This window comes from Pseudomonas sp. fls2-241-R2A-110 (genome assembly GCF_030209165.1).
Lineage (GTDB): Bacteria > Pseudomonadota > Gammaproteobacteria > Pseudomonadales > Pseudomonadaceae > Aquipseudomonas.
Map to the genome: position 1 here is coordinate 36209 of NZ_JARVSN010000014.1, position 22499 is coordinate 58707.

A 22499-nucleotide genomic window follows, 5' to 3' on the forward strand; every position below is an offset into this window, starting at 1 on the left:
TGCCCGGCACGGTCTTCGCCGCACCTCATAAAGGGCATTAAGGCAGCTTGCCACGCCGCTTTTGATTCATCTGCACCAAAGCGACGTGCTCAGTTCTGCCTACGACTCTCCAATAAGTCTAGAAGAGCGCAAAGCGTAGCGTTTGCTCATCAAATATCTTTCAGATACCCCTTGAGGACGATGAACGGCCCATCGACCTCGCTTGTGCCAAGCTGAAGGGAGGTTGAAACGCCGAGCATTCAATTGCCGGTCAGGCTAACCCCCAAAGGGCCCATGACATGAACATCATCCATGCAGCACACGTGCGTCGAGAGTTCTATAAAGCAGTCAAGTTCTACTTTCACGTGGTCTGGCCGATTTTTTCCGTCCTGCTGTTCTTGATTGTGCTGTTCGGTCTGATCATCAGCTATCTGGAAGGATGGGATCCGTTTGACGGTATCTACTTCGCGTTCGTGACCGGCCTGACCATCGGTTATGGAGACCTCGTCCCGAAACTGGCTGTCTCGCGGGTGCTGGCGATTATGCTGGGGTTCAACGGGGTGCTGATGACGGCGATATTTGCGGCGATCAGCATTCGGGCGATTGAGAATGCGGTGCGGGCGACAGAACACTTGGAGTAGGGGGCGCGGCGACGTAATGCGAAATGCGCTATGACATCATGTTCACGACGCTCATTTGAAAAGCAGGGAAAGACTGATGATTGATTTCAACAACAAAGGATTCTTCAAACTCAAGCAAAACGACGAATACGCCGAACGCGTTTCCGACCTTTTGATCGACGGCGAACACGTCATCGACTCTTATAAATCCATGCGCGACGGCGTGGTGTTTACCAACAAACGCATCATCGCAGTCAACGTCCAAGGCATCACCGGCAGCAAAAAAGACTTCACCTCATTGCCCTACAAAAACATCGTGGCGTACTCGGTGGAAACCTCTGGCACGTTCGACCTGGACTCCGAACTGGAGATTTACTTCTCGTCGCTGGGAAAAGTGAAATTCGAATTCACCGGCAGGACATCGATGGTTGAAATTTCCAAACTGATATCCCAACACTTGCTGTGACCTAAACACGAAAAAGCCCCGAAAAACTCGGGGCCAACAACACACTAAAGTCAGCCGCAATTCCTGTGGGAGCGGGCTTGCCCGCGAAAGCGCCAGACCAGCCAGCATCAATGCTGAAGCCCGACGACCCTCCCAAGCAGCTCACTCCCCCAAGCGTCATACCCAACAACGACAGGCATCAAAACCATCCCGTCATCGTTCAACCGCTACGCTTCAGACTTCTCCGACATCTGCTGCTTAGATGTCGATGCAGAAGCCCGATCCCGAGTCAGCACCTTCACCGCATCATCCACCACCGCCTTACTCATCGCCGTCAAATAATGCGCGGCCCAAGAGTGGCGGTCGGTGTCTGTGGCGTAGGCTGCATCCTCGTTCAGCTTTTTGGCGAGGAAGAGAAAGTCAGAAGCCATGGATAGAGCATCACCGAGCGGGACGCCGCGAGTGACATGGAAGAGCGGTTGATCTGCGCAGTAAATGGCAGGGGTTAGGCCGATGGTTTTCAGCTCGGATTGATCGGTCATTGGCCACCTCCGATGATGGAGAGGCGGTGGGAGAGGGCGGATGGTGGGGCGTTACGCAACTGGGCGTCGCGTTGAGGGAAAAGCCAAATTGTGTACGGATTGATGCTGCGCATTATCAGACTCCTTGATATATGGAGCTGCCAGATTCGTTACCACACGAATGGGTGACAGCTGTGCGCAGGGTGGTAAACCGGGTATCAAGGAAACCGGCACGCCCGAAGGCGTCCCACGCACAGCCGCCATGACTCACGCCGCAGGCATAAAAAAAGCGCCTGATGACGTGTCTGGGGCGCTGTTGCGCCTTGAATAACTCGGGTTACCACACCCGGTCGCTGAATTGGCAGCGACGGTGGGAGGGTATCGTGGAGACCCCTTTCCTGCAACCTTCGAACGTTTTGACCATCGTTGCGAGGCGAGGCAATCGGGTACACCCTTTTCTCAATACCCACTAACCTAGATTCTGTAGGAGTTAGTTGCACGCCCCCCAAACCGCTTATGAACTCTTGATTTGGATCGTGATGGCAGGAGGTAGAGTGATTCAATATTCATCAGTTGGTGGACATGATGCGCCAATTGAGTCGATCAACGACGACCTACTTAATGGCCTGGGGGTAGCGCGTGCGATTCATCGTGTACTCACTACGACACCATCAAATTGGTCGACTCGTGTCGGGTTATACGGCGCTTGGGGAAGCGGAAAGACAAGCATCCTTAACTTACTAAGAACGCTTGAGGAGGCTGATGGTGCGATGGTTCTAAGCTTTTCAGCTTGGTTTGCTGCAGGCGAGTGCGGTGTGATCAGTCAGTTTTACACGACACTTGAGGAGCGGCTTCGGCGGGAAAGTTTTCGGTTGCCTATCAAGCAACGTACAAAGTCAGTTATGGCAAAATTTGGGCGTTTCGGGGGCGTTGCAGGATTTTTCAAAACGAGTATTGAGGAGTTGGCTCTTGTACCTCCGTCGGTAACAAAAATTGCGACAGAAGCGCTTTCTAAACTGTCATCGGCAACGTCAGACTGGACAAAGATTGGCGCTAAGGATCTGGAGGCTATCGCTAAGTTACTTAAAGGTCGACGAGTCGTTGTGTTCATCGATGACTTGGACAGGGCGGATCCGAGACTCATACCTAAGACTTTGTTGGCGATGCGAGAACTCTTGGATTGGCCAGGATTCTCCTTCGTCCTTGCTTTTGACAAACGTGCAATTTCCAGTGCGCTCTCAGAATACTCAACGGCCTTCGGAGATGATGCGCAAGGCTTTCTCGAAAAGGTAATTGATGTACCGTTTGAAGTACCGGTTGCAGGAGAAGCACTGAAAAAGCGGCTCTCATTACCTGTATTTAAAGCGTGTTGTGACGTCATGCCTATGGAGGCTGTTGTAGCAATTTTGCCTGTCTTACCGAGTCAGCCTCGACGGGTAAAGTTGATTGCTCGAATGATGGGAGCGCTACGTCCATCTTTAGTTCGACACTCAATCGATGAAGTCGATTGGGTTGGAATTAGTCTCTACCTCGTGGTTAAAGAGTCAAGTGAGTTGCTGGCAGATTGGGTTGTGAAGTCGGCGATGGCTGATGGAACGGATTGGATTCTTTGGGCTGGCAATGAGCAAGAGAGAAAGAAAAAGGAAGAAGACACAAGAGCAGAGTTACTAGCGCTGCTATCTACCCCCAAGCCTCCTGTCGACGCTGAACGAGTCGTTGCAGCTGCTTTGCGCCTACTCCAACATTGGGACATGACATCCAGTGACACGATCTTGTATTGGGTGGGGATCGTGTATCACGAGCCTGCAGTCACTCTTAGTGAAATCCGAGAACTGCGCGATCAATTTGATAATCACGAGCTTCCATCTGCTATCGACGCTGGTATCCGTCAAGCAATGGATATAGCCGGAGTTTCTGAGGTTGAGTCTGCAACTGACTACCTCGCAGCTGCGGTATCAATCTACGATCAGGCACTCGATGCGATGGCGGAAGCACGCACGAATGGCGAATGGGAAAAACGGCATGTTGTCGCGCAGAAGTCACTGCTTCTGCTTGAATACTTGTGGACCCAAAAAAACAATGTGGCTCTCGTTGGAGCAACTGCCTTGGGGCCGATAACAGTGAAACTTCACGGCCTCGTAACTAGATGGCTAACGTGGACGAAAAACGAAGGGGAACTTAGTCTCCGTGAGCGGGAGAAGTGCCTTGCGCTTATCGCAACTAATCATTGTGTTGATCCTGAGTTGATTTATGCGGAAACGGACCCGTTCTGGAACTCATATTTGACAGATAGTAGACAGGGCGTGGAAATAATGAAGGAGTGGCGTTGCATCTTAAGGGACGCATTAGCACCACGTGTTGTCTCTCGACTCTGTCAAAAATTTCTGGAAATTGACGGGTTGCTCTCTGTTTCCGCGGGAGACGAGTTGCTCGGTCCATGGCTGGTAGAAAATAAAGAATCCCCTTTGTACACAAGTGCAGAGATGTCAAATATGTTGGTCGAAACTCTGAAATCTGGACGTGGAGAAAGTGAGTCAGTTCGCACTGAGTTATCTAAAAATACGCAGCTTTATCTGAGGCAACTTATCTTTCAGACACGGGATGCTAGTTGGGGTGGGGTTGAGCATGCAATCGCAATAAATGAAGTACTCCCCGAGCTCATCCCTACTGCATGGTCTGCAATAATTGACGTTGCGGTTCCATTTCGGATGAGATCTACATTACGAAAGTTGCATGCAGATTTAATAGGAATCAATGTTTCTGTCGAAAATATGCCGAAACCAATATGGCTTGTTGAAGATGTCGATTCCGGCGTGGGAAAATGATTTAAATAAAGGGAAAGGGGGTGGTGGTTTTATTTTTGAAAAAAGATAAATACTGTTCTGTTTTCAGTATCTATTGCTGAGAGATTTTCTGATTTTTTTCAAAAATTGACAAATTAGATTTGGTGATATAAATTTGCCATCATTGCTAATTGGGTTGTCGCTGCTGTTTTTAGCAGGAACAACTTGGATGAACATTATGGTTGAGTTGAATATTCGGCATGGATGATACTAAAAGTAGTAATATCGTTGTTAAAAGCGCTAATTTAAAGTCGAAATGTTGGGTTGTTAGGCCTGGGGTTAGATATCGATTTATTGAGCATTTTTTGGATGATGGCTTTGTTGCAATGGGCCATTTGGACGATGAATGGCTTGAGCAAGAAAGTCTTGATTGTTTGAGGGATGCGGAAGGGGAGCGGATCTATTCAATTTGCAGTGAGATTAACGAGAAGCTTTCCATAAATACGCGGGCTCAAGTAATTTCGTTTGTGAATGAAATGTGTGTGGGCGATGTTGTCTTCACGCTTTCCAAAAACTATATCTACCCTGGCGTGATCACTTCTGACCCAATTGTTGAACGTTTAGCCCTTTCTGCAAATGAAAGCTTTCAGGTTAGACGAAGAGTGAATTGGGGCGATAGAATTGATAGGGAAAAAATACCCGTAACGCTGACCAAAAGCTTCAATGCTTACCAAGCTGTATTTTCGTTGGGTGAAAGTTCGAAAGAAATTCATCACTGGCTCAGTTCGTTTTTCATAAGTGATGAGCATTATTTTAGCAGTCTTCGAGTAGATCAGGCGGGATCCTTAAGTCACCATTCTCTTAAAAATCTGTCAGAGATAATGGATAGGCTGCAAGTTCTTTCCATACTTATTGGAGAGTGCCATGGTGGTAGGCTTGATCAAGAGTTTGTAGAGAATCTTTCGCTAGATCAAATTTTGAGTTTTATGTCGCAGTTTGATGAGCAGGGTCTGTTACTCCTGACGTCTCAGCAAGTTGTCATGTCGCCAGGTGATCTATGGTACGGACTGAAAAGCACATCTGTTCGGACTGGTGTTGCTTTTTTAGTTGGCGTTGCGCTGCTTTTTGATCAAAGCATAGCATTTGCCGATCCTCATCTGAATGCAGTATGTAAAGAAGTTACTCCGATTGTGGCTCAGAATATCGAGACGCTGAAAAAGGATGTTGACTTCGTGGATGTGAAGAAGAAGCTCTGGGTAGGAGTTTCCAAACAGAATAAAAGTTTTGTAGAGCGAGAGCAATCGCCGAAGCAAGAGTTTCCGAATGATGGCGATCCCCGCTATTCTACTAGGTGAATAATATGGTTAGCTCTATTGCTGGGATTGAGTGGTATTATTTTTTTGCTGGCGCTCTGCTGCTAACTCTGTTTTGGGCTTTTCGTGATCCCTGTGTTCGTTTTGTTCGCGGGGTTTTTCCTGATCAGTTAGCTTATAACAATGTTGTTATGGCCACGTGTGCCTTGCTTACATTGATTTGGGGAGCGTACACGTTTGATGCACTACAGCAGAAAGGGAAAGCTTTGGCTGAACTGTCTGAAATACAAAAAAGAATAAAGGATACGGAGGCTACATTTCTTAGTGTTGCAGTTGGTAGTACAAAATATTCTGGTGGGTTTTATTTGACTCCTGTGGTGACTATAAAAAATAGTAGCAATGAGGCGATGTATTTTCAACTGTGTAAGGATTCTTTGTCGATAAGCCAGCTTTCTTATAATTTTGAGGGTAGGGTCATGTCTATGTGTACAAACCACCCGCTTTTCTATGAGATGATTTCGGATGATCTGAAGGTTAATAATAGCCCGATTTACGATGTTAGAGTGCCGATATCCTCAGAGCGTAATTTAAATTTCTTTTTGCCGGTCAAGGAGTCGGGTGTCTACTATGTGACGTTTTCGGCGCTGTCTTCAAAAACGCCGAATAATCAAAAGCGGAATGGTGATTGCAGCTTTACGCAGGGAAATAATATTTTAGGTAGAGCGGACGAGACTAGAATTAACGGTAAGGACTCAATATGGTTTGCTTCGGCTTATATAATAATTAAGAAAAATTGAATTGTAAGGCGTGCGGTTTATTATTCCTGTGTTTGTGTGTTTGTGTGTTTGTGTGTTTGTGTGTTTTTTTTGGGGGGGGGGCTCGAGCAGATTATTTTCAGACAAAAACAAACGGAAAAGGCACTGAGTTATTAGATAAAGCATGGCGACCAGTATCGTTCCGGCTATCGGGCGTTCCCGCTTTTCAGGCTGCCCGCCTTCATTCATTGAATGTCTTTCAGATAATCCTTGAGCGCGATAAGTGGGGTGCCTAACTGCTCCATCGACCGTACAGTGCTGAAATCTGTCGCCAATCTATGCAGTTCACGCCCCAAAACCGTATCAACACCACCGACAGCATTCAGCGACAATCTCAGGCACTCACCCACCTTCACCTGAATCCCCTCAACATCCCCCCGCCGCACCAACAATCCAAAAACCTCCCGCTCGTAATCGCTCATGATCGGATCATCCCGCAGAATCGGACTCGAATCCTCCGTCTCATACGCAAGCTTGAGGCAGAACAGAGCAACAGTTTCCAGCAGCAGTTCCATGGGATGAATCCTTGAGAGGTGTCGTAACACTCGTGAACGAGAGGGTCAAAAGCATCGCCAGCAAGCCGGCTCCTACAGGTCGGCGTTGTGTCAGGCACTTTTTGGCAGGCGAAAAAAAAGGCCTTGCTAAGCAAGACCTTTCTTAATTTTGGTGCCCCGAGGGAGACTCGAACTCCCACTCCTTTCGAAAACGGATTTTGAATCCGCCGCGTCTACCAATTCCGCCATCAGGGCTCAATGGCGGCGAAGTATAGAGATGAGATTACCGTCGGTCAATCAGGTACATAGAGAATTTTCACTATTTCGGCTAGACTTCCGGCCCCTGCTAGACGAACCCCATCATGCGCGTTGCTGACTTTACTTTCGAACTCCCTGATTCGCTGATTGCTCGCCACCCTTTGGCCGAGCGTCGCAACAGTCGCCTGTTGACCCTTGATGGGGTCAGCGGCGCCCTGGCACACCGTCAATTCACTGATTTGCTCGAGCATTTGCGCCCGGGCGATTTGATGGTGTTCAACAATACCCGGGTGATTCCGGCGCGGCTGTTTGGCCAGAAGGCTTCCGGCGGCAAGCTGGAAATCCTGGTGGAACGGGTGCTCGACAGTCATCGCGTGCTGGCCCATGTGCGGTCCAGCAAGTCGCCCAAGCCAGGTTCGAAGATCCTGATCGATGGCGGTGGCGAGGCCGAGATGCTCGCGCGTCACGATGCGTTGTTCGAGCTGGAGTTTGCCGAAGAGGTGTTGCCGCTGCTCGACCGCGTCGGGCACATGCCGCTGCCACCTTATATAGATCGCCCGGATGAAGGCTCGGACCGCGAGCGTTATCAGACGGTGTACGCCGAGCGCCTGGGCGCGGTGGCGGCGCCGACGGCGGGGCTGCATTTCGATCAGCCGCTGATGGAGGCGATTGCCGCGAAGGGCGTCGAGACCGCGTTCGTGACCTTGCACGTTGGTGCGGGCACGTTCCAGCCGGTGCGCGTCGAGAAGATCGAAGATCACCACATGCACACTGAATGGCTGGAAGTCGGTCAGGACGTGGTTGATGCCGTGGCGGCTTGCCGCGCTCGCGGTGGTCGTGTGGTGGCGGTGGGGACCACTAGCGTGCGTTCCCTGGAAAGCGCCGCGCGTGATGGCGTGCTCAAGCCTTTCAGTGGCGACACGAACATCTTTATCTACCCGGGCCGACCTTTTCATGTGGTCGACGCCCTGGTCACCAACTTCCATTTGCCCGAATCCACGCTGTTGATGTTGGTTTCGGCGTTCGCCGGTTATCCCGAGACCATGGCCGCCTATAAAGCCGCCGTCGACAACGAATACCGCTTTTTCAGCTACGGTGATGCGATGTTTATCACCCGTAATCCCGCACCACGTGGCCCTGAGGACAAAGAATGAGTCGCCAAAGTCGTATGTCGTTTGAGTTGCTTGCCACAGACGGCAAGGCTCGTCGCGGTCGTTTGACCTTCCCTCGCGGTACCGTCGAGACCCCGGCCTTCATGCCGGTGGGCACGTACGGCACGGTCAAGGGCATGCTGCCGCGGGATATCGTCGCCACCGGCGCGGAAATCATTCTGGGCAACACTTTCCACTTGTGGCTGCGTCCTGGCACCGAAGTGATCAAGAAGCACGGCGACCTGCACGATTTCATGCAGTGGAAAGGCCCGATTCTGACCGACTCCGGCGGTTTCCAGGTGTTCAGCCTGGGCGCCATGCGCAAGATCAAGGAGGAGGGCGTGACCTTCGCCTCGCCTGTGGACGGCGCCAAAGTGTTCATGGGGCCGGAAGAGTCGATGCAGGTCCAGCGCGACCTGGGTTCGGACATCGTGATGATCTTCGACGAATGCACGCCGTACCCGGCCGACGAAGACGTCGCGCGGGTATCGATGGAACTGTCGTTGCGCTGGGCCAAGCGGTCCAAGGAAGCCCATGGCGACAACACGGCGGCGCTGTTCGGCATCGTTCAGGGCGGCATGCACCAGGATCTGCGCATGCGCTCCCTGGAAGGCCTCGACAACATCGGCTTTGATGGCCTGGCCATTGGCGGTCTGTCGGTGGGCGAGCCCAAGCACGAAATGATCAAAGTGTTGGATTACTTGCCGGGTCAGATGCCGGCTGACAAACCTCGTTACCTTATGGGCGTTGGCAAACCGGAAGATCTGGTTGAGGGTGTGCGCCGCGGTGTGGACATGTTCGATTGCGTGATGCCAACCCGTAATGCCCGCAATGGGCATCTTTTCATTGATACCGGCGTGCTGAAGATCCGTAACGCGTTCCATCGCCATGATGATTCGCCGCTCGATCCGACCTGCGATTGCTATACCTGCCAGAACTTCTCCCGTGCTTATCTGCACCACCTGGACAAGTGCGGCGAAATGCTGGGAAGCATGCTCAATACCATCCATAACTTGCGTCATTATCAAGTGCTTATGGCTGGTTTGCGCGAGGCTATTCAACAGGGTACATTGGCCGCCTTTGTCGATGCCTTCTACGCCAAACGCGGGTTACCTGTTCCGCCTTTGGACTGAGTTTTCTGACCCCAAGATTCAACATTTGCAACTGGAGTGCTAAATGAGCTTTTTTATCTCTAATGCCATGGCTGACGCTGCTGCACCGGCAGCTGCAGGCCCACTGGGTGGCGGTTTTGAGTGGATTTTCCTGGTCGGTTTCCTGGTCATCTTCTACCTGATGATCTGGCGTCCACAGGCCAAGCGCGCCAAAGAGCAGAAGAACCTGCTGAGCAGCCTGCAGAAAGGCGACGAAGTTGTGACCACCGGTGGTATCGCCGGCAAGATCACTAAAGTAGCCGACGATTTCGTTGTTCTGGAAGTTTCCGACACTGTCGAAATGAAGTTCCAGAAAGGCGCTATTGCCGCCACGCTGCCAAAAGGCACGCTAAAAGCGATCTAAGTTTCAACTTCTACTCAATCGACGGGGCGCGCAAGGCGCCCCGCGTCATAAGCGGGCGGCGTGATGCTGAACAAATACCCTCTGTGGAAATACATTCTGATCCTGGCGGTGCTGGCGGTCGGTCTGATTTATTCCGCTCCCAATTTATATCCTGATGACCCGGCCATTCAGGTCAGCGGTGCAAGTACTGCGCTGTTGGTCAATCAGGCTGATCTGGACCGTGTGAGCACTGCGCTCAAGGAATCCGGGATCAGCGTCAAGGCGGCCACTCTGGCGGCAAACGGCAAGGGCGGCCTGATCCGTCTGACCAAGGCTGAAGATCAGCTGCCGGCCAAAGACGTCGTGCGCAAGGCTTTGGGCGATGACTACGTCGTTGCACTGAACCTGGCGCAAACCACCCCGCAATGGCTGCGCAGCCTGGGCGCGCACCCGATGAAGCTGGGTTTGGACTTGTCCGGTGGTGTGCACTTCCTGCTCGAAGTGGACATGGACAAAGCCCTCGACGCACGCCTGAAAGTCTACGAAGGCGACGTCAAGAGCCTGTTGCGTAAAGAGAAACTGCGCTATCGCAGCCTGCCGCAACTCAACGGTGCCATTCAGCTGGGTTTCAGTGATGAAGCTTCCCGCGAACAGGCCCGCGCGCTGGTCCGCAAGAACTTCAACGATTTCGACATTGTTCCGGCCGACCTCAATGGCCAACCGGTGCTGCGTCTGGCGATGACCCCGGCCAAGCTGGCGGAAATCCGCGAATACTCCATCAAGCAGAACTTGACCACGGTACGTAACCGCGTCAACGAGCTGGGTGTTGCCGAACCGATCGTCCAGCGTCAGGGCGCCAACCGCATCGTGGTTGAGCTGCCAGGCGTGCAGGACACCGCAGAAGCCAAGCGTATCCTCGGCAAGACGGCCAACCTCGAGTTCCGTCTGGCTGCTGAGCCGGGTGCCTCGAAAGCCACTTCCGAAACCTTCGAGTTCCGTGAAGGCAAGCGTCCGCCTGCACAGATCGAGCGTGGCCTGATCATCACCGGTGACCAGGTGACTGATGCCAAGGCTGGCTTCGGCGAGCACGGCACGCCAGAAGTGAACATCCGTCTGGATGGCCACGGTGGCGAGCTGATGAGTCGTGCGACTCGCAGCAACGTCGGTCGCAGCATGGCGGTGATCTTCATCGAGCAGCGCCCGGTGACCACTTACGTCAAGCAAATGGTCAACGGCGTCGAGAAAGACGTACCGGTACAAACGTTTAAAGAAGAGAAGAAGATCATCAGCCTGGCGACCATCCAGTCGCCGCTCGGTGCTCAATTCCGCATCACTGGCCTGAACGGCCAGGGCGAGTCGTCCGAACTGGCGCTGCTGTTGCGTGCCGGTGGTCTGGCTGCACCAATGTACTTCGCTGAAGAGCGCACCATTGGCCCGAGCCTGGGTGCCGACAACATCACCAAAGGTATCGATGCATCGTTGTGGGGCATGCTGTTTGTCTCGCTGTTCATCATCGCCATCTACCGCTTCTTCGGCATCATCGCCACCGTCGCACTGGCTGTGAACATGGTGTTGCTGCTGGCCCTGATGTCGCTGCTGGGTGCAACGCTGACCCTGCCGGGTATCGCCGGTATCGTGTTGACGATGGGTATGGCGGTCGACGCCAACGTACTGATCTTCTCGCGGATTCGTGAAGAGATCGCGGCAGGCATGACGGTACAACGGGCAATCAACGAAGGCTTCGGCCGGGCATTCACCGCGATTCTCGACGCCAACCTGACAACACTGTTGGTCGGCGGGATTCTCTTTGCGATGGGCACCGGTCCCGTCAAAGGCTTCGCAGTGACCATGTCCCTCGGGATCTTTACCTCGATGTTCACGGCCATCATGGTGACCCGCGCGATGGTCAACCTGATCTTCGGCGGTCGTGACTTCAAGAAGTTGTGGATTTAAGGGGCTGCCATGTTACGTACAATCAACTTCATGGGCGTTCGCAACTTTGCGTTCGGCGTCACATTGTTCCTCACCGCGCTGGCCATTTTCAGTGTCTTTCATAAGGGCATGAACTGGGGCCTGGACTTCACCGGCGGTACGCTCATTGAGCTGACCTACGAGCGTCCGGCCGATGTCACCAAAGTGCGTGAGCAACTGGTTACAGCGGGTTATCACGAGGCAATCGTGCAGAGCTTCGGTGCAACTACCGATTTGCTGGTGCGCATGCCGGGTGAAGACCCGCAGCTGGGTCACCAGGTTGCCGAGGCCTTGCAGAAGGTCGGTGGCGATAACCCAGCGGTGGTCAAGCGCGTTGAGTTCGTCGGTCCTCAGGTAGGTGAAGAGCTTCGCGACCAGGGCGGCCTCGGCATGCTGATGGCGTTGGGCGGCATCCTGATCTACCTGGCTTTCCGCTTTCAGTGGAAGTTCGCGATCGGTGCCATCGTTTCCCTGATCCACGACGTGATCGTGACCATCGGTATCCTGTCGTTCTTTCAAATCACCTTCGATTTGACGGTGTTGGCGGCGGTACTGGCGATCATCGGTTACTCGCTCAACGACACCATCGTGGTATTCGACCGGGTTCGTGAGAACTTCCGTGTTTTGCGCAAGGCCAACCTGATCGAGAACATCAACATCTCGACCACGCAAACTCTGCTGCGGACCATGGCGACGTCGATCTCCACCTTGCTGGCGATTGCAGCGCTGTTGTTCTTCGGTGGCGACAACCTGTTCGGCTTCTCCATTGCGCTGTTCATCGGCGTACTGGCGGGTACTTACTCGTCGATCTACATCGCGAACGTGGTGCTGATCTGGCTGAACCTGAACAGCGAGGATCTGATTCCTCCTGCGGCAAGCGAGAAGGAAGTCGACGACCGTCCATAACGGCCATCGCTCTTCCAGTTGTCAGCCCAAAAAGGCGCGAGTTGAACTCGCGCCTTTTTTTGTGCTCCAAGGCTGGGAGAAGCGCGGACATGTTCCGCGGGTGATGGTCAGGAGGTTCATGTGAACAAGTCGTTGCTGGTTGGTGCGGTATTGGGTGCTGTCGGTGTGACTGCCGGGGGTGCTGTTGCCACCTACAGCCTGGTTAAAAGCGGCCCTGAGTATGCGCAAGTTCTAGCCGTTGAACCGGTCAAGACACAGATCAAAACGCCACGTGAAGTGTGCAAGGATGTAGCTGTAACCCGGCAAGCGCCGGTGAAAGACCAACACCAGATCGCCGGCACGGTGGTGGGTGCGCTGGCAGGCGGCCTGTTGGGTAACCAGATCGGCGGCGGCACCGGCAAGAAAATCGCCACGGTGGCGGGCGCGGTCGGTGGCGGTTACGCGGGCAATAAGGTTCAGGAGGGCATGCAGGAGCGTGACACCTACACCACGACCCAAACTCGCTGTAACACGGTGAATGACATCAGCGACAAAGTCGTAGGGTATGACGTTCGTTATTCGCTCGATGGCAAGGAAGGCAAGGTGCGGATGGATCGTGATCCGGGCAACCAGATTCCGGTCGACAAAGAAGGCAAGCTGATCCTGTCGCAGAACAACGAACAGAATCGCTAAATATTCAGGCTTAGAGTCAAAAAGAAGCACCTTTCGGGGTGCTTTTTTTGTGCTCACGATTTAAGCGACACAGCAAAACCCCTGTGGGAGTGAGCCTGCTCGCGATGGCGGTGGATCAAACAATACAGATGTTGAATGTGAGGCCGCTATCGCGAGCAGGCTCACTCCCACAGGGATCTGCGGTGTGCCTTGGGTGGAAATGCAGGCATAAAAAAAGCACCCCGAAGGGTGCTTTTTTGTGCGCGGTCGCTTAGCGTTTCAGCGAGGCCGGCAGGTGCGGCTGGATGGCCGTCAGTACGGCTTTGAAGCACTTTGTGTTGCCGGCAACGATGTGGCCTTTTTCAAGGAAATCGTGGCCGCCGGTAAAGTCGCTCACCAAGCCGCCGGCTTCCTGGATCAGCAGGGCGCCTGCAGCCATGTCCCACTCGGACAGGCCCGACTCCCAGAACGCATCGAAACGACCGGCAGCTACATAGGCCAGGTCCAGGCTCGCCGAACCGGCGCGGCGGATGCCGGCAGTCTGGCCAACCAGGGCGCGGAACATGCCCAGGTAGTTGTCGAGGTTGTCCATTTGGTCGTCGCGGAACGGGAAGCCGGTGCCCAGCAGGGCGCCGTCGAGGCTGGTGCGACCGCTGACACGCAGGCGGCGACCGTTCAGTTGAGCGCCGCGACCACGGCTGGCGGTGAATTCTTCCTGGCGAACCGGGTCCAGAACAACAGCGTGTTCCAGGCGACCGCGGTATTTGCAGGCGATGCTGACAGCGAAGTGAGGAATGCCGCGCAGGAAGTTGGTGGTGCCGTCCAGCGGATCGATGATCCACAGGTATTCTTCGCCTTCGATCCCGGTGCCAGCGTGCATGCCGGTTTCTTCACCCATGATCGAGTGGTTCGGGTAGGCCTTGCGCAGCGCGTCGATGATTTTCTGTTCAGCAGCGCGATCCACCTCGGATACGTAATCCTTGGCGTCTTTTTCGTCGACCTTGATGGTATCCAGGCGCTCGATGGAGCGGAAGATCAATTCACTGGCGCTGCGGGCGGCGCGCAGCGCGATATTCAGCATGGGCTGCATGGATGTGTCACCTAAGGTTGTTAAAGAAAGCCGGGCATTCTATCAGAACTTTTCTACAGGTGAAGGTTGGTGTTCGCATTCATAGCTTAACGGTAGGTTGAGCTGTAAGATTCTGCTCCCGATTATTGTGTTCGAGAGCGCCTCCCTTGCTGCAAAACATTCGTGTCGTCCTGGTCAATACCAGCCACCCCGGCAATATCGGCGGGGCTGCGCGTGCCATGAAGAACATGGGCCTGTCGCGGCTGGTGCTGGTCGAGCCACGGTTGTTCCCGCACCACGAAGCCGATGCGCGTGCATCCGGCGCCGGGGACATCCTTGAAAACGCGCAAGTCGTCGCCACCTTGGAAGATGCCTTGGTCGGCTGCAACCTGGTGCTCGGCACCAGCGCCCGTGATCGTCGTATTCCCTGGCCGCTGCTTGATCCCCGCGAATGCGGTGTGAAAGTGGTTGAGGAAGCTGGGCAGGGCGCTGAGATCGCGTTGGTCTTTGGTCGTGAAGATTCCGGCCTGACCAACGAAGAGCTGCAGCGATGTCATTATCACGTGCACATCCCATCAGACCCTGAGTTCAGCTCGCTGAACCTTGGGGCAGCGGTGCAGGTGTTGAGTTATGAAGTGCGCATGTCCTGGCTCGCAGCCCAAGGGCAGCCGAGCAAGGTCGAGAAGGATGAAGTGGCGTCCACCAAAAGCGGTGAACTGGCGACCATGGATGAGCTGGAACGATTCTATGAGCATCTGGAGCAAACCCTGGTGGCCATCGAATTCCTCGACCCGGAAAAACCACGGCACTTGATGGCGCGCCTGCGCCGGTTGTACGGACGCAGCTCGGTCAGCCGGGCGGAAATGAATATATTGCGTGGCATCCTCACGGAAACCCAGAAAGCGGCCCGTGGCGAGCTTCTAAAGCGGAAGGATTAAAAATGTTCGAGCGTTTGCGTGAAGATATCCAGAGTGTTTTCCATCGTGACCCGGCAGCGCGCAACGCCTTTGAAGTCCTGACCTGCTACCCCGGCATGCACGCCATCTGGATCCATCGCCTGTCGTCGGCCCTGTGGGGCATGGGCTGGAAGTGGCTGGCGCGACTGGTGTCGAACTTCGGTCGCTGGTTGACCGGGATCGAGATCCATCCGGGTGCCAAGGTCGGCCGTCGCTTCTTTATTGACCATGGCATGGGCATCGTCATTGGTGAAACCGCTGAGATCGGCAACGACGTCACCCTCTACCAGGGCGTGACTCTGGGTGGCACCAGCTGGAACAAGGGCAAGCGTCACCCGACTCTCGAAGATGGTGTTGTGGTGGGGGCGGGCGCCAAGGTGCTCGGCCCTTTCACGGTCGGTGCCGGTGCCAAAGTCGGCTCCAATGCGGTAGTGACTAAAGCGGTTCCGCCGGGTGCGACAGTCGTTGGGATTCCGGGGCGGATCATCGTCAAGTCCGATGACGAGCAGGACGCCAAGCGCAAGGCCATGGCCGAGAAGATCGGCTTCGATGCCTATGGTGTCGGCGAAGACATGCCGGATCCGGTGGCGCGTGCGATCGGCCAGTTGCTGGATCACTTGCAGGCGGTCGATGGTCGCCTGGAAGGGATGTGCGGGGCGTTGAAGGACCTGGGCAGTAATTACTGTGCCAAGGATCTGCCTGAGCTGCGCGAAGAAGACTTTGCCTGCGTAAAAGGCAAAGACGAAACAAAGGCCGGTTAAGGCCAAGGCAGGTCGTATTCAGGCAATGGCGCAGCGCTCGGCGGTGTGCCATTAGGCCGCAGACCCTGATATGATGCCGCCGCTATTTTGCGGGTAATCCTGACTAAAGTACTAGGTCTTATAGTTGACTTAAACACTCGGGAATTGCATACTCGCCCCATTCCGAACTCCGTGGTAATTGTCCATGCGACTGACTACAAAAGGCCGATACGCCGTGACCGCCATGCTTGACCTGGCGTTGCACGCGCAGCACGGGCCGGTGTCCCTGGCCGATATCTCCGAGCGCCAAGGCATCTCCCTGTCCTACCTCGAACAGCTTTTCGCCAAATTGCGCCGCAGCAATCTGGTTTCCAGCGTTCGTGGCCCAGGCGGTGGCTACCAACTGTCCCGCGACATGCAGGGCATCCAGGTCGCCCAGGTGATCGATGCGGTAAACGAATCGGTCGATGCGACCAAATGCCAGGGCCAGGGTGATTGCCATCAAGGCGACACCTGCCTGACTCACCACTTGTGGTGCGATCTGAGCCTGCAGATTCACGAATTTCTGAGCGGTATCAGCTTGGCTGACCTTGTCACTCGCCGTGAGGTACAAGAAGTAGCCCAGCGTCAGGACCAGCGCCGTTGCAACAGCAAGGCGCCACGCCTGGACAAGATTGAAGCGTCCGCCGTCGAATGACAGCCAAAGAGCCAAGCGGCACGCCAGCCAGCCTGATTTAGGAGATAGTCCATGAAATTGCCGATTTACCTTGATTACTCTGCGACCACCCCGGTTGATCCGCGTGTCGCGCAAAAGATGAGTGAATGCCTGCTGGTCGACGGAAACTTCGGTAACCCGGCGTCCCGTTCCCACGTATTCGGCTGGAAAGCTGAAGAGTCCGTCGAAAACGCTCGTCGTCAGGTCGCTGACCTGGTCAACGCCGATCCGCGTGAAATCGTCTGGACCTCCGGTGCTACCGAGTCCGACAACCTGGCTATCAAGGGTGCGGCGCATTTCTATGCCACCAAGGGCAAGCACCTGATCACCACCAAGATTGAGCACAAGGCTGTCCTCGACACCATGCGCCAACTGGAACGTGAAGGCTTCGAAGTGACCTACATCGAGCCTCGCACCGATGGTCTGGTCACCCCTGAAATGATTGAAGCCGCGCTGCGCGATGACACCATCCTGGTCTCCGTCATGCACGTGAACAACGAAATCGGCACCATCAACGACATCGAAGCCATCGGCGAACTGACCCGCTCCAAGGGCATTCTGTTCCACGTCGACGCGGCTCAGTCCACCGGCAAGGTCGAGATCGACCTGTCGAAGCTGAAAGTCGACCTGATGTCGTTCTCGGCTCACAAAACCTACGGCCCTAAAGGCATCGGCGCGTTGTACGTCAGCCGCAAGCCGCGTGTTCGCATCGAAGCGACCATGCATGGCGGCGGTCACGAACGTGGCATGCGTTCCGGCACCCTGGCGACCCACCAGATCGTCGGCATGGGTGAAGCTTTCCGTGTAGCCAAGGAAGACATGGCTGCCGAGAACGTGCGCATCAAAGCGTTGAGCGACCGTTTCTTCAAGCAGGTCGAAGGCCTGGAAGAGCTGTACGTCAACGGCAGCATGACCGCTCGCGTACCGCACAACCTGAACCTGAGCTTCAACTACGTTGAAGGCGAGTCGCTGATCATGGCGCTCAAGGACCTGGCGGTTTCGTCCGGTTCGGCCTGCACCTCGGCGTCCCTTGAGCCTTCGTACGTGCTGCGCGCCCTGGGTCGCAACGACGAACTGGCACACAGCTCGATCCGCTTCACCTTCGGTCGTTTCACCACCGAAGAAGAAATCGATTACGCCGCGAAGAAAGTCTGCGAGGCCGTTACCAAGCTGCGCACCCTGTCGCCGCTGTGGGACATGTACAAAGACGGTGTCGACATCTCGAAAATCGAGTGGGCGGCACACTGATTTCAAGTCGCCGCCAACCGGCCCTGTGAACCTTCGGGTGTAGGGCTCTAGAGCGACTCTCTGATGAGTGAGGATTAAGAATCATGGCTTACAGCGAAAAGGTCATCGACCACTACGAAAACCCGCGTAACGTCGGCAAGATGGACGCGGAAGACCCGGATGTCGGCACCGGCATGGTCGGCGCGCCAGCGTGCGGCGACGTAATGCGTCTGCAAATCAAGGTCAACGAGCAAGGCATCATCGAAGACGCCAAGTTCAAGACCTACGGTTGCGGTTCGGCTATCGCCTCCAGCTCCCTGGCGACCGAGTGGATGAAAGGCAAGACTCTGGATGAAGCAGAGACCATCAAGAACACTCAGCTGGCCGAAGAACTGGCACTGCCGCCGGTAAAAATTCACTGCTCCGTACTCGCTGAAGACGCTATCAAAGCGGCTGTTCGCGATTACAAGCAGAAGAAAGGCTTGATCTGACTTTCAAGATTTGGCGACGAGTAAGGAGTCACCGATGGCTATCAGCATGACAGAAGCGGCTGCTCAACACGTGCGGCGCTCCCTCAACGGGCGCGGCAAAGGTGAAGGGATTCGTCTGGGTGTTCGTACCACAGGCTGTTCCGGCCTTGCCTACGTGCTGGAGTTTGTCGACGAGGTGGTTGCAGAGGATCAGGTGTTCGAAAGTCACGGCGAGAAAGTGATCATCGACCCGAAAAGCCTGGCGTACCTGGACGGCACCGAGCTCGATTTCGTCAAGGAAGGGTTGAACGAAGGCTTCAAGTTCAACAACCCCAACGTGCGCGGTGAGTGTGGCTGCGGCGAAAGCTTCAACATCTGAGGCTGCTTGTGGGTACTCTTTGTCATTTCGCTTTATTTGAGCTGCAACCGAGCTTCAATCTGGATCTCGACCAGCTGGCTACGCGCTACCGTGAGTTGGCGCGCGGCGTTCATCCGGACCGTTTTGCGGATGCTTCCGAGCGCGAGCAACGGCTGGCGCTAGAGCAATCCGCGAGCCTCAACGAGGCCTACCAGACGCTCAAAAGTCCCCCCAAGCGCGCGCGTTACTTGCTCGCCATGGGTGGTCGCGAGCTGCCGCTGGAGGTCACGGTGCATGATCCGGAGTTTCTTCTGCAGCAGATGGAGTTGCGTGAAGAGCTCGAAGACCTGCAAGACAGCGCCGACATGGCCGGTATTGCAGCGTTCAAGCGTCGCCTGAAAACGGCGCAGGATGAACTGAACCAAAGCTTCGCAGCCTGTTGGAATGATGCAGCGCAACGTGAGCAGGCCGAACGCCTGATGCGGCGCATGCAGTTCCTCGACAAGCTCACCTACGAAGTGCGCCAGTTAGAAGAGCGCCTCGACGATTAACCCAGTGCCGCTCCGGTCGCACGCCTGATATACAGATAAGTCCTGATCACGATGGCCCTACTGCAGATCGCCGAACCCGGCCAAAGTCCTCAACCGCACCAGCGTCGTCTGGCTGTGGGGATCGACTTGGGCACTACCAATTCGCTGGTCGCTGCGTTGCGCAGTGGTCTTTCCGAGCCCCTGGCCGACGCTGACGGGCAGGTCATCCTGCCGTCCGCCGTGCGCTACCACGCCGACCGCGTCGAAGTGGGCGAGTCGGCCAAGCTGGCTGCCGCTACCGATCCCTTGAACACCGTGCTGTCGGTCAAGCGCTTGATGGGTCGTGGTCTGTCCGACGTCAAGCAATTGGGCGATCAACTGCCGTACCGCTTTGTCGGCGGCGAATCGCACATGCCGTTCATTGACACGGTTCAGGGGCCGAAAAGCCCGGTTGAAGTCTCCGCCGATATCCTCAGAGTGCTGCGTCAGCGCGCCGAAGCGACGTTGGGTGGCGAGTTGGTGGGCGCGGTGATCACCGTTCCAGCCTATTTCGACGACTCTCAGCGTCAAGCCACCAAGGATGCGGCCAAGCTGGCCGGTCTGAACGTGCTGCGCTTGCTCAATGAGCCGACTGCCGCTGCCGTGGCGTACGGTCTGGATCAACACGCCGAAGGCCTGGTTGCCATTTATGACCTGGGCGGCGGTACGTTCGATATTTCGATTCTGCGCCTGACTGGCGGTGTGTTTGAAGTGCTCGCCACCGGTGGCGACAGCGCCCTGGGCGGCGACGATTTCGATCACGCGATTGCTGGCTGGATCATCGAGAGCGCCGGTTTGTCCGCCGACCTCGATCCGGGCGCGCAGCGTCATCTGTTGCAAGCCGCTTGTGCGGCCAAGGAAGCGCTGACCAATGCCGCTTCCGTTGAAGTCGCTTATGGCGACTGGAAAGCCGAGCTGACCCGCGAAGCCTTCAATGCGCTGATCGAGCCGATGGTTGCTCGCAGCTTGAAAGCTTGCCGTCGCGCAGTGCGTGATTCCGGCGTTGAGCTGGAAGAAGTGCACGCGGTGGTCATGGTCGGCGGTTCGACTCGCGTGCCGCGTGTTCGCGAAGCAGTTGCCGAAGCCTTCGGTCGTCAGCCGTTGACCGAAATCGATCCGGATCAAGTGGTGGCCATTGGTGCTGCGATCCAGGCCGATACATTGGCGGGCAACAAGCGCGACGGCGGCGAACTGCTGCTGCTCGACGTCATTCCGTTGTCCCTGGGGCTGGAAACCATGGGCGGCCTGATGGAAAAGGTGATTCCACGCAACACCACCATTCCCGTTGCCCGCGCCCAGGACTTCACCACGTACAAAGATGGCCAGTCGGCCATGGCGATTCACGTCCTGCAGGGCGAGCGCGAGCTGATCAGCGACTGCCGCTCGTTGGCACGTTTCGAATTGCGCGGCATTCCGGCGATGGTGGCCGGTGCGGCGAAAATTCGCGTGACCTTCCAGGTCGATGCCGATGGTCTGCTCAGTGTTTCGGCGCGCGAACTGGGTTCGGGCGTTGAAGCCAGCATCCAGGTCAAGCCGTCCTACGGCCTGACCGACGGCGAGATCGCCAAGATGCTCAAGGATTCGTTCCAGCATGCCAACGACGATAAAGTCGCCCGCGTGCTGCGTGAGCATCAGGTCGATGCCCAGCGTCTGATCGAAGCCGTGCAAGGCGCTCTGGATGTCGACGGCGACCGCCTGCTCGATGCCGAAGAGCGCATGGTCATCGAATTGCAGATGCAGGAACTGACCGAACTGATGAAAGGTACCGATGGTTACGCCATCGAGCAGCAGACCAAGCGTCTGTCGCAAGTGACCGACGCCTTTGCTGCCCGCCGCCTGGATTCGACGGTGAAAGCCGCGCTGGCGGGGCGCAACCTGAATGAGATTGAGGAATAACGATGCCGCAGGTCATTTTTCTGCCACACGAGAAGTTTTGCCCGGACGGCATGGTTGTCGAGGCTGAGCCCGGCATCTCCATCCTCGAACTGGCTCACGAACACCATATCGAGATGGAAAGCGCTTGCGGCGGCGTTTGCGCCTGCACAACGTGTCACTGCCTGGTCCGCGAAGGCTTTGACTCGCTGGAAGAAGCTGACGAGCTGGAAGAAGACTATCTTGATAAGGCCTGGGGTCTGGAGGCGCAGTCGCGTCTGGCCTGTCAGGCAAAAGTCGGGACTGAAGACCTGACCATCGAAATTCCGAAATATTCGCTCAACCATGCAGCCGAAGCGCCGCACTGATTCAAGGAATTGTCATGAGTCTCAAGTGGACTGATGTGCTGGAGATCGCGATCCAGCTGGCTGAAAGCAAGCCCGGTGTTGACCCTATGTCGGTCAACTTCGTCGATCTGCGCAAATGGGTGATGGAATTGCCCGAGTTCGACGACAAGCCTGAGCATTGTGGTGAGAAGGTCCTGGAGGCTATCCAAGCCCACTGGATCGAAGAACGCGACTGAGCCACGCTGCAGGTTAGGCAATACCCAAGAACCCGCGTATAATTCGCGGGTTTAATTTTTCACAAATTACCGTTTCTGGAGTTACACCATGGCTGTTCAACGTACTTTCTCCATCATCAAGCCTGACGCTGTTGCAAAAAACGTCATCGGCGAGATCACCACTCGTTTCGAAAAAGCAGGCCTGCGCGTTGTAGCTTCGAAACTGAAGCAACTGTCCAAAGCTGAAGCTGAAGGCTTCTACGCTGAGCACAGCGCTCGTGGTTTCTTCAACGACCTGGTTGCTTTCATGATCTCCGGTCCAGTTGTCGTTCAGGTTCTGGAAGGCGAAAACGCTATCGCTCTGAACCGTGAGCTGATGGGCGCTACCAACCCTAAAGAAGCTGCTGCTGGCACCATCCGTGCTGACTTCGCTGACTCCATCGATGCCAACGCTGTACACGGTTCGGACTCCGAAGCCGCTGCTGCTCGCGAAATCTCGTACTTCTTCGCAGCTACTGAAGTAACCACTCGCTAAGCATTGGCTTAAGAGTGAAGGTGAA

25 protein-coding genes and 1 tRNA gene are annotated in these 22499 nt (G+C 55.2%); 22 read left to right on the top strand and 4 right to left on the bottom strand.

The window, feature by feature from the left end; translation table 11 throughout:
- The first annotated feature begins 278 nt into the window (after window positions 1-278).
- Window positions 279-620 (top strand): potassium channel family protein, encoded by a 342-nt coding sequence (locus tag QRN31_RS12085; protein ID WP_285432228.1) that lies wholly within the window; start codon window positions 279-281, stop codon window positions 618-620.
- 76 nt (window positions 621-696) lie between these two features.
- Entirely contained in the window at window positions 697-1065 is a 369-nt protein-coding gene (locus QRN31_RS12090; RefSeq protein ID WP_090180398.1) for a PH domain-containing protein, read from the top strand.
- 206 nt (window positions 1066-1271) lie between these two features.
- Here the strand turns inward: QRN31_RS12090 and QRN31_RS12095 are convergent, their stop codons facing one another.
- Window positions 1272-1586 carry a DUF3077 domain-containing protein gene (locus tag QRN31_RS12095; RefSeq protein ID WP_285432229.1) on the bottom strand — a complete coding sequence of 105 codons (315 nt, stop codon included), beginning with the start codon at window positions 1584-1586 and terminating at the stop codon, window positions 1272-1274.
- A gap of 533 nt (window positions 1587-2119) precedes the next feature.
- Here QRN31_RS12095 and QRN31_RS12100 point away from each other — a divergent pair.
- From QRN31_RS12100 to QRN31_RS12110, 3 genes are all read left to right on the top strand, one after another.
- Window positions 2120-4390 carry a KAP family P-loop NTPase fold protein gene (locus QRN31_RS12100; protein ID WP_285432230.1) on the top strand — a complete coding sequence of 757 codons (2271 nt, stop codon included), beginning with the start codon at window positions 2120-2122 and terminating at the stop codon, window positions 4388-4390.
- A 218-nt stretch (window positions 4391-4608) separates the two neighbouring features.
- Window positions 4609-5703 carry a DUF8426 domain-containing protein gene (locus QRN31_RS12105; RefSeq protein ID WP_285432231.1) on the top strand — a complete coding sequence of 365 codons (1095 nt, stop codon included), beginning with the start codon at window positions 4609-4611 and terminating at the stop codon, window positions 5701-5703.
- Between the two features lie 5 nt (window positions 5704-5708).
- On the top strand, window positions 5709-6458 hold the full coding sequence (locus QRN31_RS12110; protein ID WP_285432232.1) for a hypothetical protein: 750 nt from the start codon (window positions 5709-5711) through the stop codon (window positions 6456-6458).
- Between the two features lie 203 nt (window positions 6459-6661).
- On the opposite strand, the gene QRN31_RS12115 is transcribed toward QRN31_RS12110, so the two are convergent.
- A complete protein-coding gene (locus QRN31_RS12115) occupies window positions 6662-6991 on the bottom strand; it encodes a hypothetical protein (protein WP_285432233.1) in 330 nt (109 codons plus the stop codon).
- Window positions 6992-7140: 149 nt separating this feature from the next.
- Window positions 7141-7225: transfer RNA gene (locus QRN31_RS12120), tRNA-Leu, on the bottom strand.
- A 107-nt stretch (window positions 7226-7332) separates the two neighbouring features.
- Between QRN31_RS12120 and queA the strand changes: the two genes are divergently transcribed.
- The 6 genes from queA (at window position 7333) to QRN31_RS12150 (ending at window position 13422) form a co-directional block, all read left to right on the top strand.
- The gene (gene queA / locus QRN31_RS12125; RefSeq protein ID WP_285432234.1) at window positions 7333-8382 is read left to right on the top strand and encodes a tRNA preQ1(34) S-adenosylmethionine ribosyltransferase-isomerase QueA; all 1050 of its coding nucleotides are present in this window, start codon (window positions 7333-7335) and stop codon (window positions 8380-8382) included.
- A 14-nt stretch (window positions 8383-8396) separates the two neighbouring features.
- Window positions 8397-9512, top strand: coding sequence for a tRNA guanosine(34) transglycosylase Tgt (tgt, locus tag QRN31_RS12130; protein WP_167360532.1), 1116 nt, complete (start codon window positions 8397-8399; stop codon window positions 9510-9512).
- Between the two features lie 43 nt (window positions 9513-9555).
- Window positions 9556-9894: a preprotein translocase subunit YajC gene (gene yajC / locus QRN31_RS12135; RefSeq protein ID WP_285432235.1), complete on the top strand. Its 339-nt coding sequence runs from the start codon at window positions 9556-9558 to the stop codon at window positions 9892-9894.
- 63 nt (window positions 9895-9957) lie between these two features.
- Window positions 9958-11826 (top strand): protein translocase subunit SecD, encoded by a 1869-nt coding sequence (secD, locus tag QRN31_RS12140; protein WP_090180453.1) that lies wholly within the window; start codon window positions 9958-9960, stop codon window positions 11824-11826.
- 9 nt (window positions 11827-11835) lie between these two features.
- Window positions 11836-12750 (top strand): protein translocase subunit SecF, encoded by a 915-nt coding sequence (secF, locus tag QRN31_RS12145; RefSeq protein WP_285432237.1) that lies wholly within the window; start codon window positions 11836-11838, stop codon window positions 12748-12750.
- Window positions 12751-12870: 120 nt separating this feature from the next.
- Window positions 12871-13422: a glycine zipper 2TM domain-containing protein gene (locus QRN31_RS12150; RefSeq protein WP_285432238.1), complete on the top strand. Its 552-nt coding sequence runs from the start codon at window positions 12871-12873 to the stop codon at window positions 13420-13422.
- A 250-nt stretch (window positions 13423-13672) separates the two neighbouring features.
- Here QRN31_RS12150 and suhB read toward each other — a convergent pair whose 3' ends face one another.
- The gene (gene suhB, locus QRN31_RS12155; protein WP_008014726.1) at window positions 13673-14491 is read right to left on the bottom strand and encodes a type III secretion system regulator SuhB; all 819 of its coding nucleotides are present in this window, start codon (window positions 14489-14491) and stop codon (window positions 13673-13675) included.
- Between the two features lie 146 nt (window positions 14492-14637).
- Between suhB and trmJ the strand changes: the two genes are divergently transcribed.
- The 11 genes from trmJ to ndk all read left to right on the top strand — a co-directional run bounded on the left by trmJ (window position 14638) and on the right by ndk (window position 22474).
- Entirely contained in the window at window positions 14638-15408 is a 771-nt protein-coding gene (trmJ, locus tag QRN31_RS12160) for a tRNA (cytosine(32)/uridine(32)-2'-O)-methyltransferase TrmJ (protein WP_201193707.1), read from the top strand.
- A 2-nt stretch (window positions 15409-15410) separates the two neighbouring features.
- A complete protein-coding gene (gene cysE, locus QRN31_RS12165) occupies window positions 15411-16187 on the top strand; it encodes a serine O-acetyltransferase (protein ID WP_090180462.1) in 777 nt (258 codons plus the stop codon).
- Between the two features lie 184 nt (window positions 16188-16371).
- Complete coding sequence (iscR, locus tag QRN31_RS12170) at window positions 16372-16863, top strand: Fe-S cluster assembly transcriptional regulator IscR (protein WP_007903581.1); 492 nt, start codon at window positions 16372-16374, stop codon at window positions 16861-16863.
- Window positions 16864-16914: 51 nt separating this feature from the next.
- Window positions 16915-18129: an IscS subfamily cysteine desulfurase gene (locus QRN31_RS12175; RefSeq protein ID WP_090180466.1), complete on the top strand. Its 1215-nt coding sequence runs from the start codon at window positions 16915-16917 to the stop codon at window positions 18127-18129.
- Window positions 18130-18212: 83 nt separating this feature from the next.
- A complete protein-coding gene (gene iscU / locus QRN31_RS12180; protein ID WP_003443374.1) occupies window positions 18213-18599 on the top strand; it encodes a Fe-S cluster assembly scaffold IscU in 387 nt (128 codons plus the stop codon).
- Between the two features lie 34 nt (window positions 18600-18633).
- Complete coding sequence (iscA, locus tag QRN31_RS12185; protein WP_007903589.1) at window positions 18634-18957, top strand: iron-sulfur cluster assembly protein IscA; 324 nt, start codon at window positions 18634-18636, stop codon at window positions 18955-18957.
- Window positions 18958-18965: 8 nt separating this feature from the next.
- On the top strand, window positions 18966-19487 hold the full coding sequence (gene hscB, locus QRN31_RS12190; protein ID WP_285432242.1) for a co-chaperone HscB: 522 nt from the start codon (window positions 18966-18968) through the stop codon (window positions 19485-19487).
- A 51-nt stretch (window positions 19488-19538) separates the two neighbouring features.
- On the top strand, window positions 19539-21401 hold the full coding sequence (gene hscA, locus QRN31_RS12195) for a Fe-S protein assembly chaperone HscA (RefSeq protein ID WP_285432244.1): 1863 nt from the start codon (window positions 19539-19541) through the stop codon (window positions 21399-21401).
- Between the two features lie 2 nt (window positions 21402-21403).
- Window positions 21404-21745, top strand: a complete 342-nt coding sequence (gene fdx, locus QRN31_RS12200; RefSeq protein ID WP_222588333.1) for an ISC system 2Fe-2S type ferredoxin — start codon at window positions 21404-21406, stop codon at window positions 21743-21745.
- Between the two features lie 14 nt (window positions 21746-21759).
- On the top strand, window positions 21760-21960 hold the full coding sequence (gene iscX / locus QRN31_RS12205) for a Fe-S cluster assembly protein IscX (protein ID WP_285432245.1): 201 nt from the start codon (window positions 21760-21762) through the stop codon (window positions 21958-21960).
- 88 nt (window positions 21961-22048) lie between these two features.
- A complete protein-coding gene (gene ndk, locus QRN31_RS12210) occupies window positions 22049-22474 on the top strand; it encodes a nucleoside-diphosphate kinase (RefSeq protein WP_007903599.1) in 426 nt (141 codons plus the stop codon).
- Window positions 22475-22499: the final 25 nt, after the last annotated feature.

Coding starts and splice junctions, on each gene's coding strand:
- QRN31_RS12085 (WP_285432228.1), top strand. CDS start 279: ATGAACATCATCCATGCAGCACACGTGCGTCGAGAGTTCTATAAAGCA.
- QRN31_RS12090 (WP_090180398.1), top strand. CDS start 697: ATGATTGATTTCAACAACAAAGGATTCTTCAAACTCAAGCAAAACGAC.
- QRN31_RS12095 (WP_285432229.1), bottom strand. CDS start 1,586: ATGACCGATCAATCCGAGCTGAAAACCATCGGCCTAACCCCTGCCATT.
- QRN31_RS12105 (WP_285432231.1), top strand. CDS start 4,609: ATGGATGATACTAAAAGTAGTAATATCGTTGTTAAAAGCGCTAATTTA.
- QRN31_RS12110 (WP_285432232.1), top strand. CDS start 5,709: ATGGTTAGCTCTATTGCTGGGATTGAGTGGTATTATTTTTTTGCTGGC.
- QRN31_RS12115 (WP_285432233.1), bottom strand. CDS start 6,991: ATGGAACTGCTGCTGGAAACTGTTGCTCTGTTCTGCCTCAAGCTTGCG.
- queA (WP_285432234.1), top strand. CDS start 7,333: ATGCGCGTTGCTGACTTTACTTTCGAACTCCCTGATTCGCTGATTGCT.
- tgt (WP_167360532.1), top strand. CDS start 8,397: ATGTCGTTTGAGTTGCTTGCCACAGACGGCAAGGCTCGTCGCGGTCGT.
- yajC (WP_285432235.1), top strand. CDS start 9,556: ATGAGCTTTTTTATCTCTAATGCCATGGCTGACGCTGCTGCACCGGCA.
- secD (WP_090180453.1), top strand. CDS start 9,958: ATGCTGAACAAATACCCTCTGTGGAAATACATTCTGATCCTGGCGGTG.
- secF (WP_285432237.1), top strand. CDS start 11,836: ATGTTACGTACAATCAACTTCATGGGCGTTCGCAACTTTGCGTTCGGC.
- suhB (WP_008014726.1), bottom strand. CDS start 14,491: ATGCAGCCCATGCTGAATATCGCGCTGCGCGCCGCCCGCAGCGCCAGT.
- cysE (WP_090180462.1), top strand. CDS start 15,411: ATGTTCGAGCGTTTGCGTGAAGATATCCAGAGTGTTTTCCATCGTGAC.
- iscR (WP_007903581.1), top strand. CDS start 16,372: ATGCGACTGACTACAAAAGGCCGATACGCCGTGACCGCCATGCTTGAC.
- QRN31_RS12175 (WP_090180466.1), top strand. CDS start 16,915: ATGAAATTGCCGATTTACCTTGATTACTCTGCGACCACCCCGGTTGAT.
- iscU (WP_003443374.1), top strand. CDS start 18,213: ATGGCTTACAGCGAAAAGGTCATCGACCACTACGAAAACCCGCGTAAC.
- iscA (WP_007903589.1), top strand. CDS start 18,634: ATGGCTATCAGCATGACAGAAGCGGCTGCTCAACACGTGCGGCGCTCC.
- hscA (WP_285432244.1), top strand. CDS start 19,539: ATGGCCCTACTGCAGATCGCCGAACCCGGCCAAAGTCCTCAACCGCAC.
- fdx (WP_222588333.1), top strand. CDS start 21,404: ATGCCGCAGGTCATTTTTCTGCCACACGAGAAGTTTTGCCCGGACGGC.
- iscX (WP_285432245.1), top strand. CDS start 21,760: ATGAGTCTCAAGTGGACTGATGTGCTGGAGATCGCGATCCAGCTGGCT.
- ndk (WP_007903599.1), top strand. CDS start 22,049: ATGGCTGTTCAACGTACTTTCTCCATCATCAAGCCTGACGCTGTTGCA.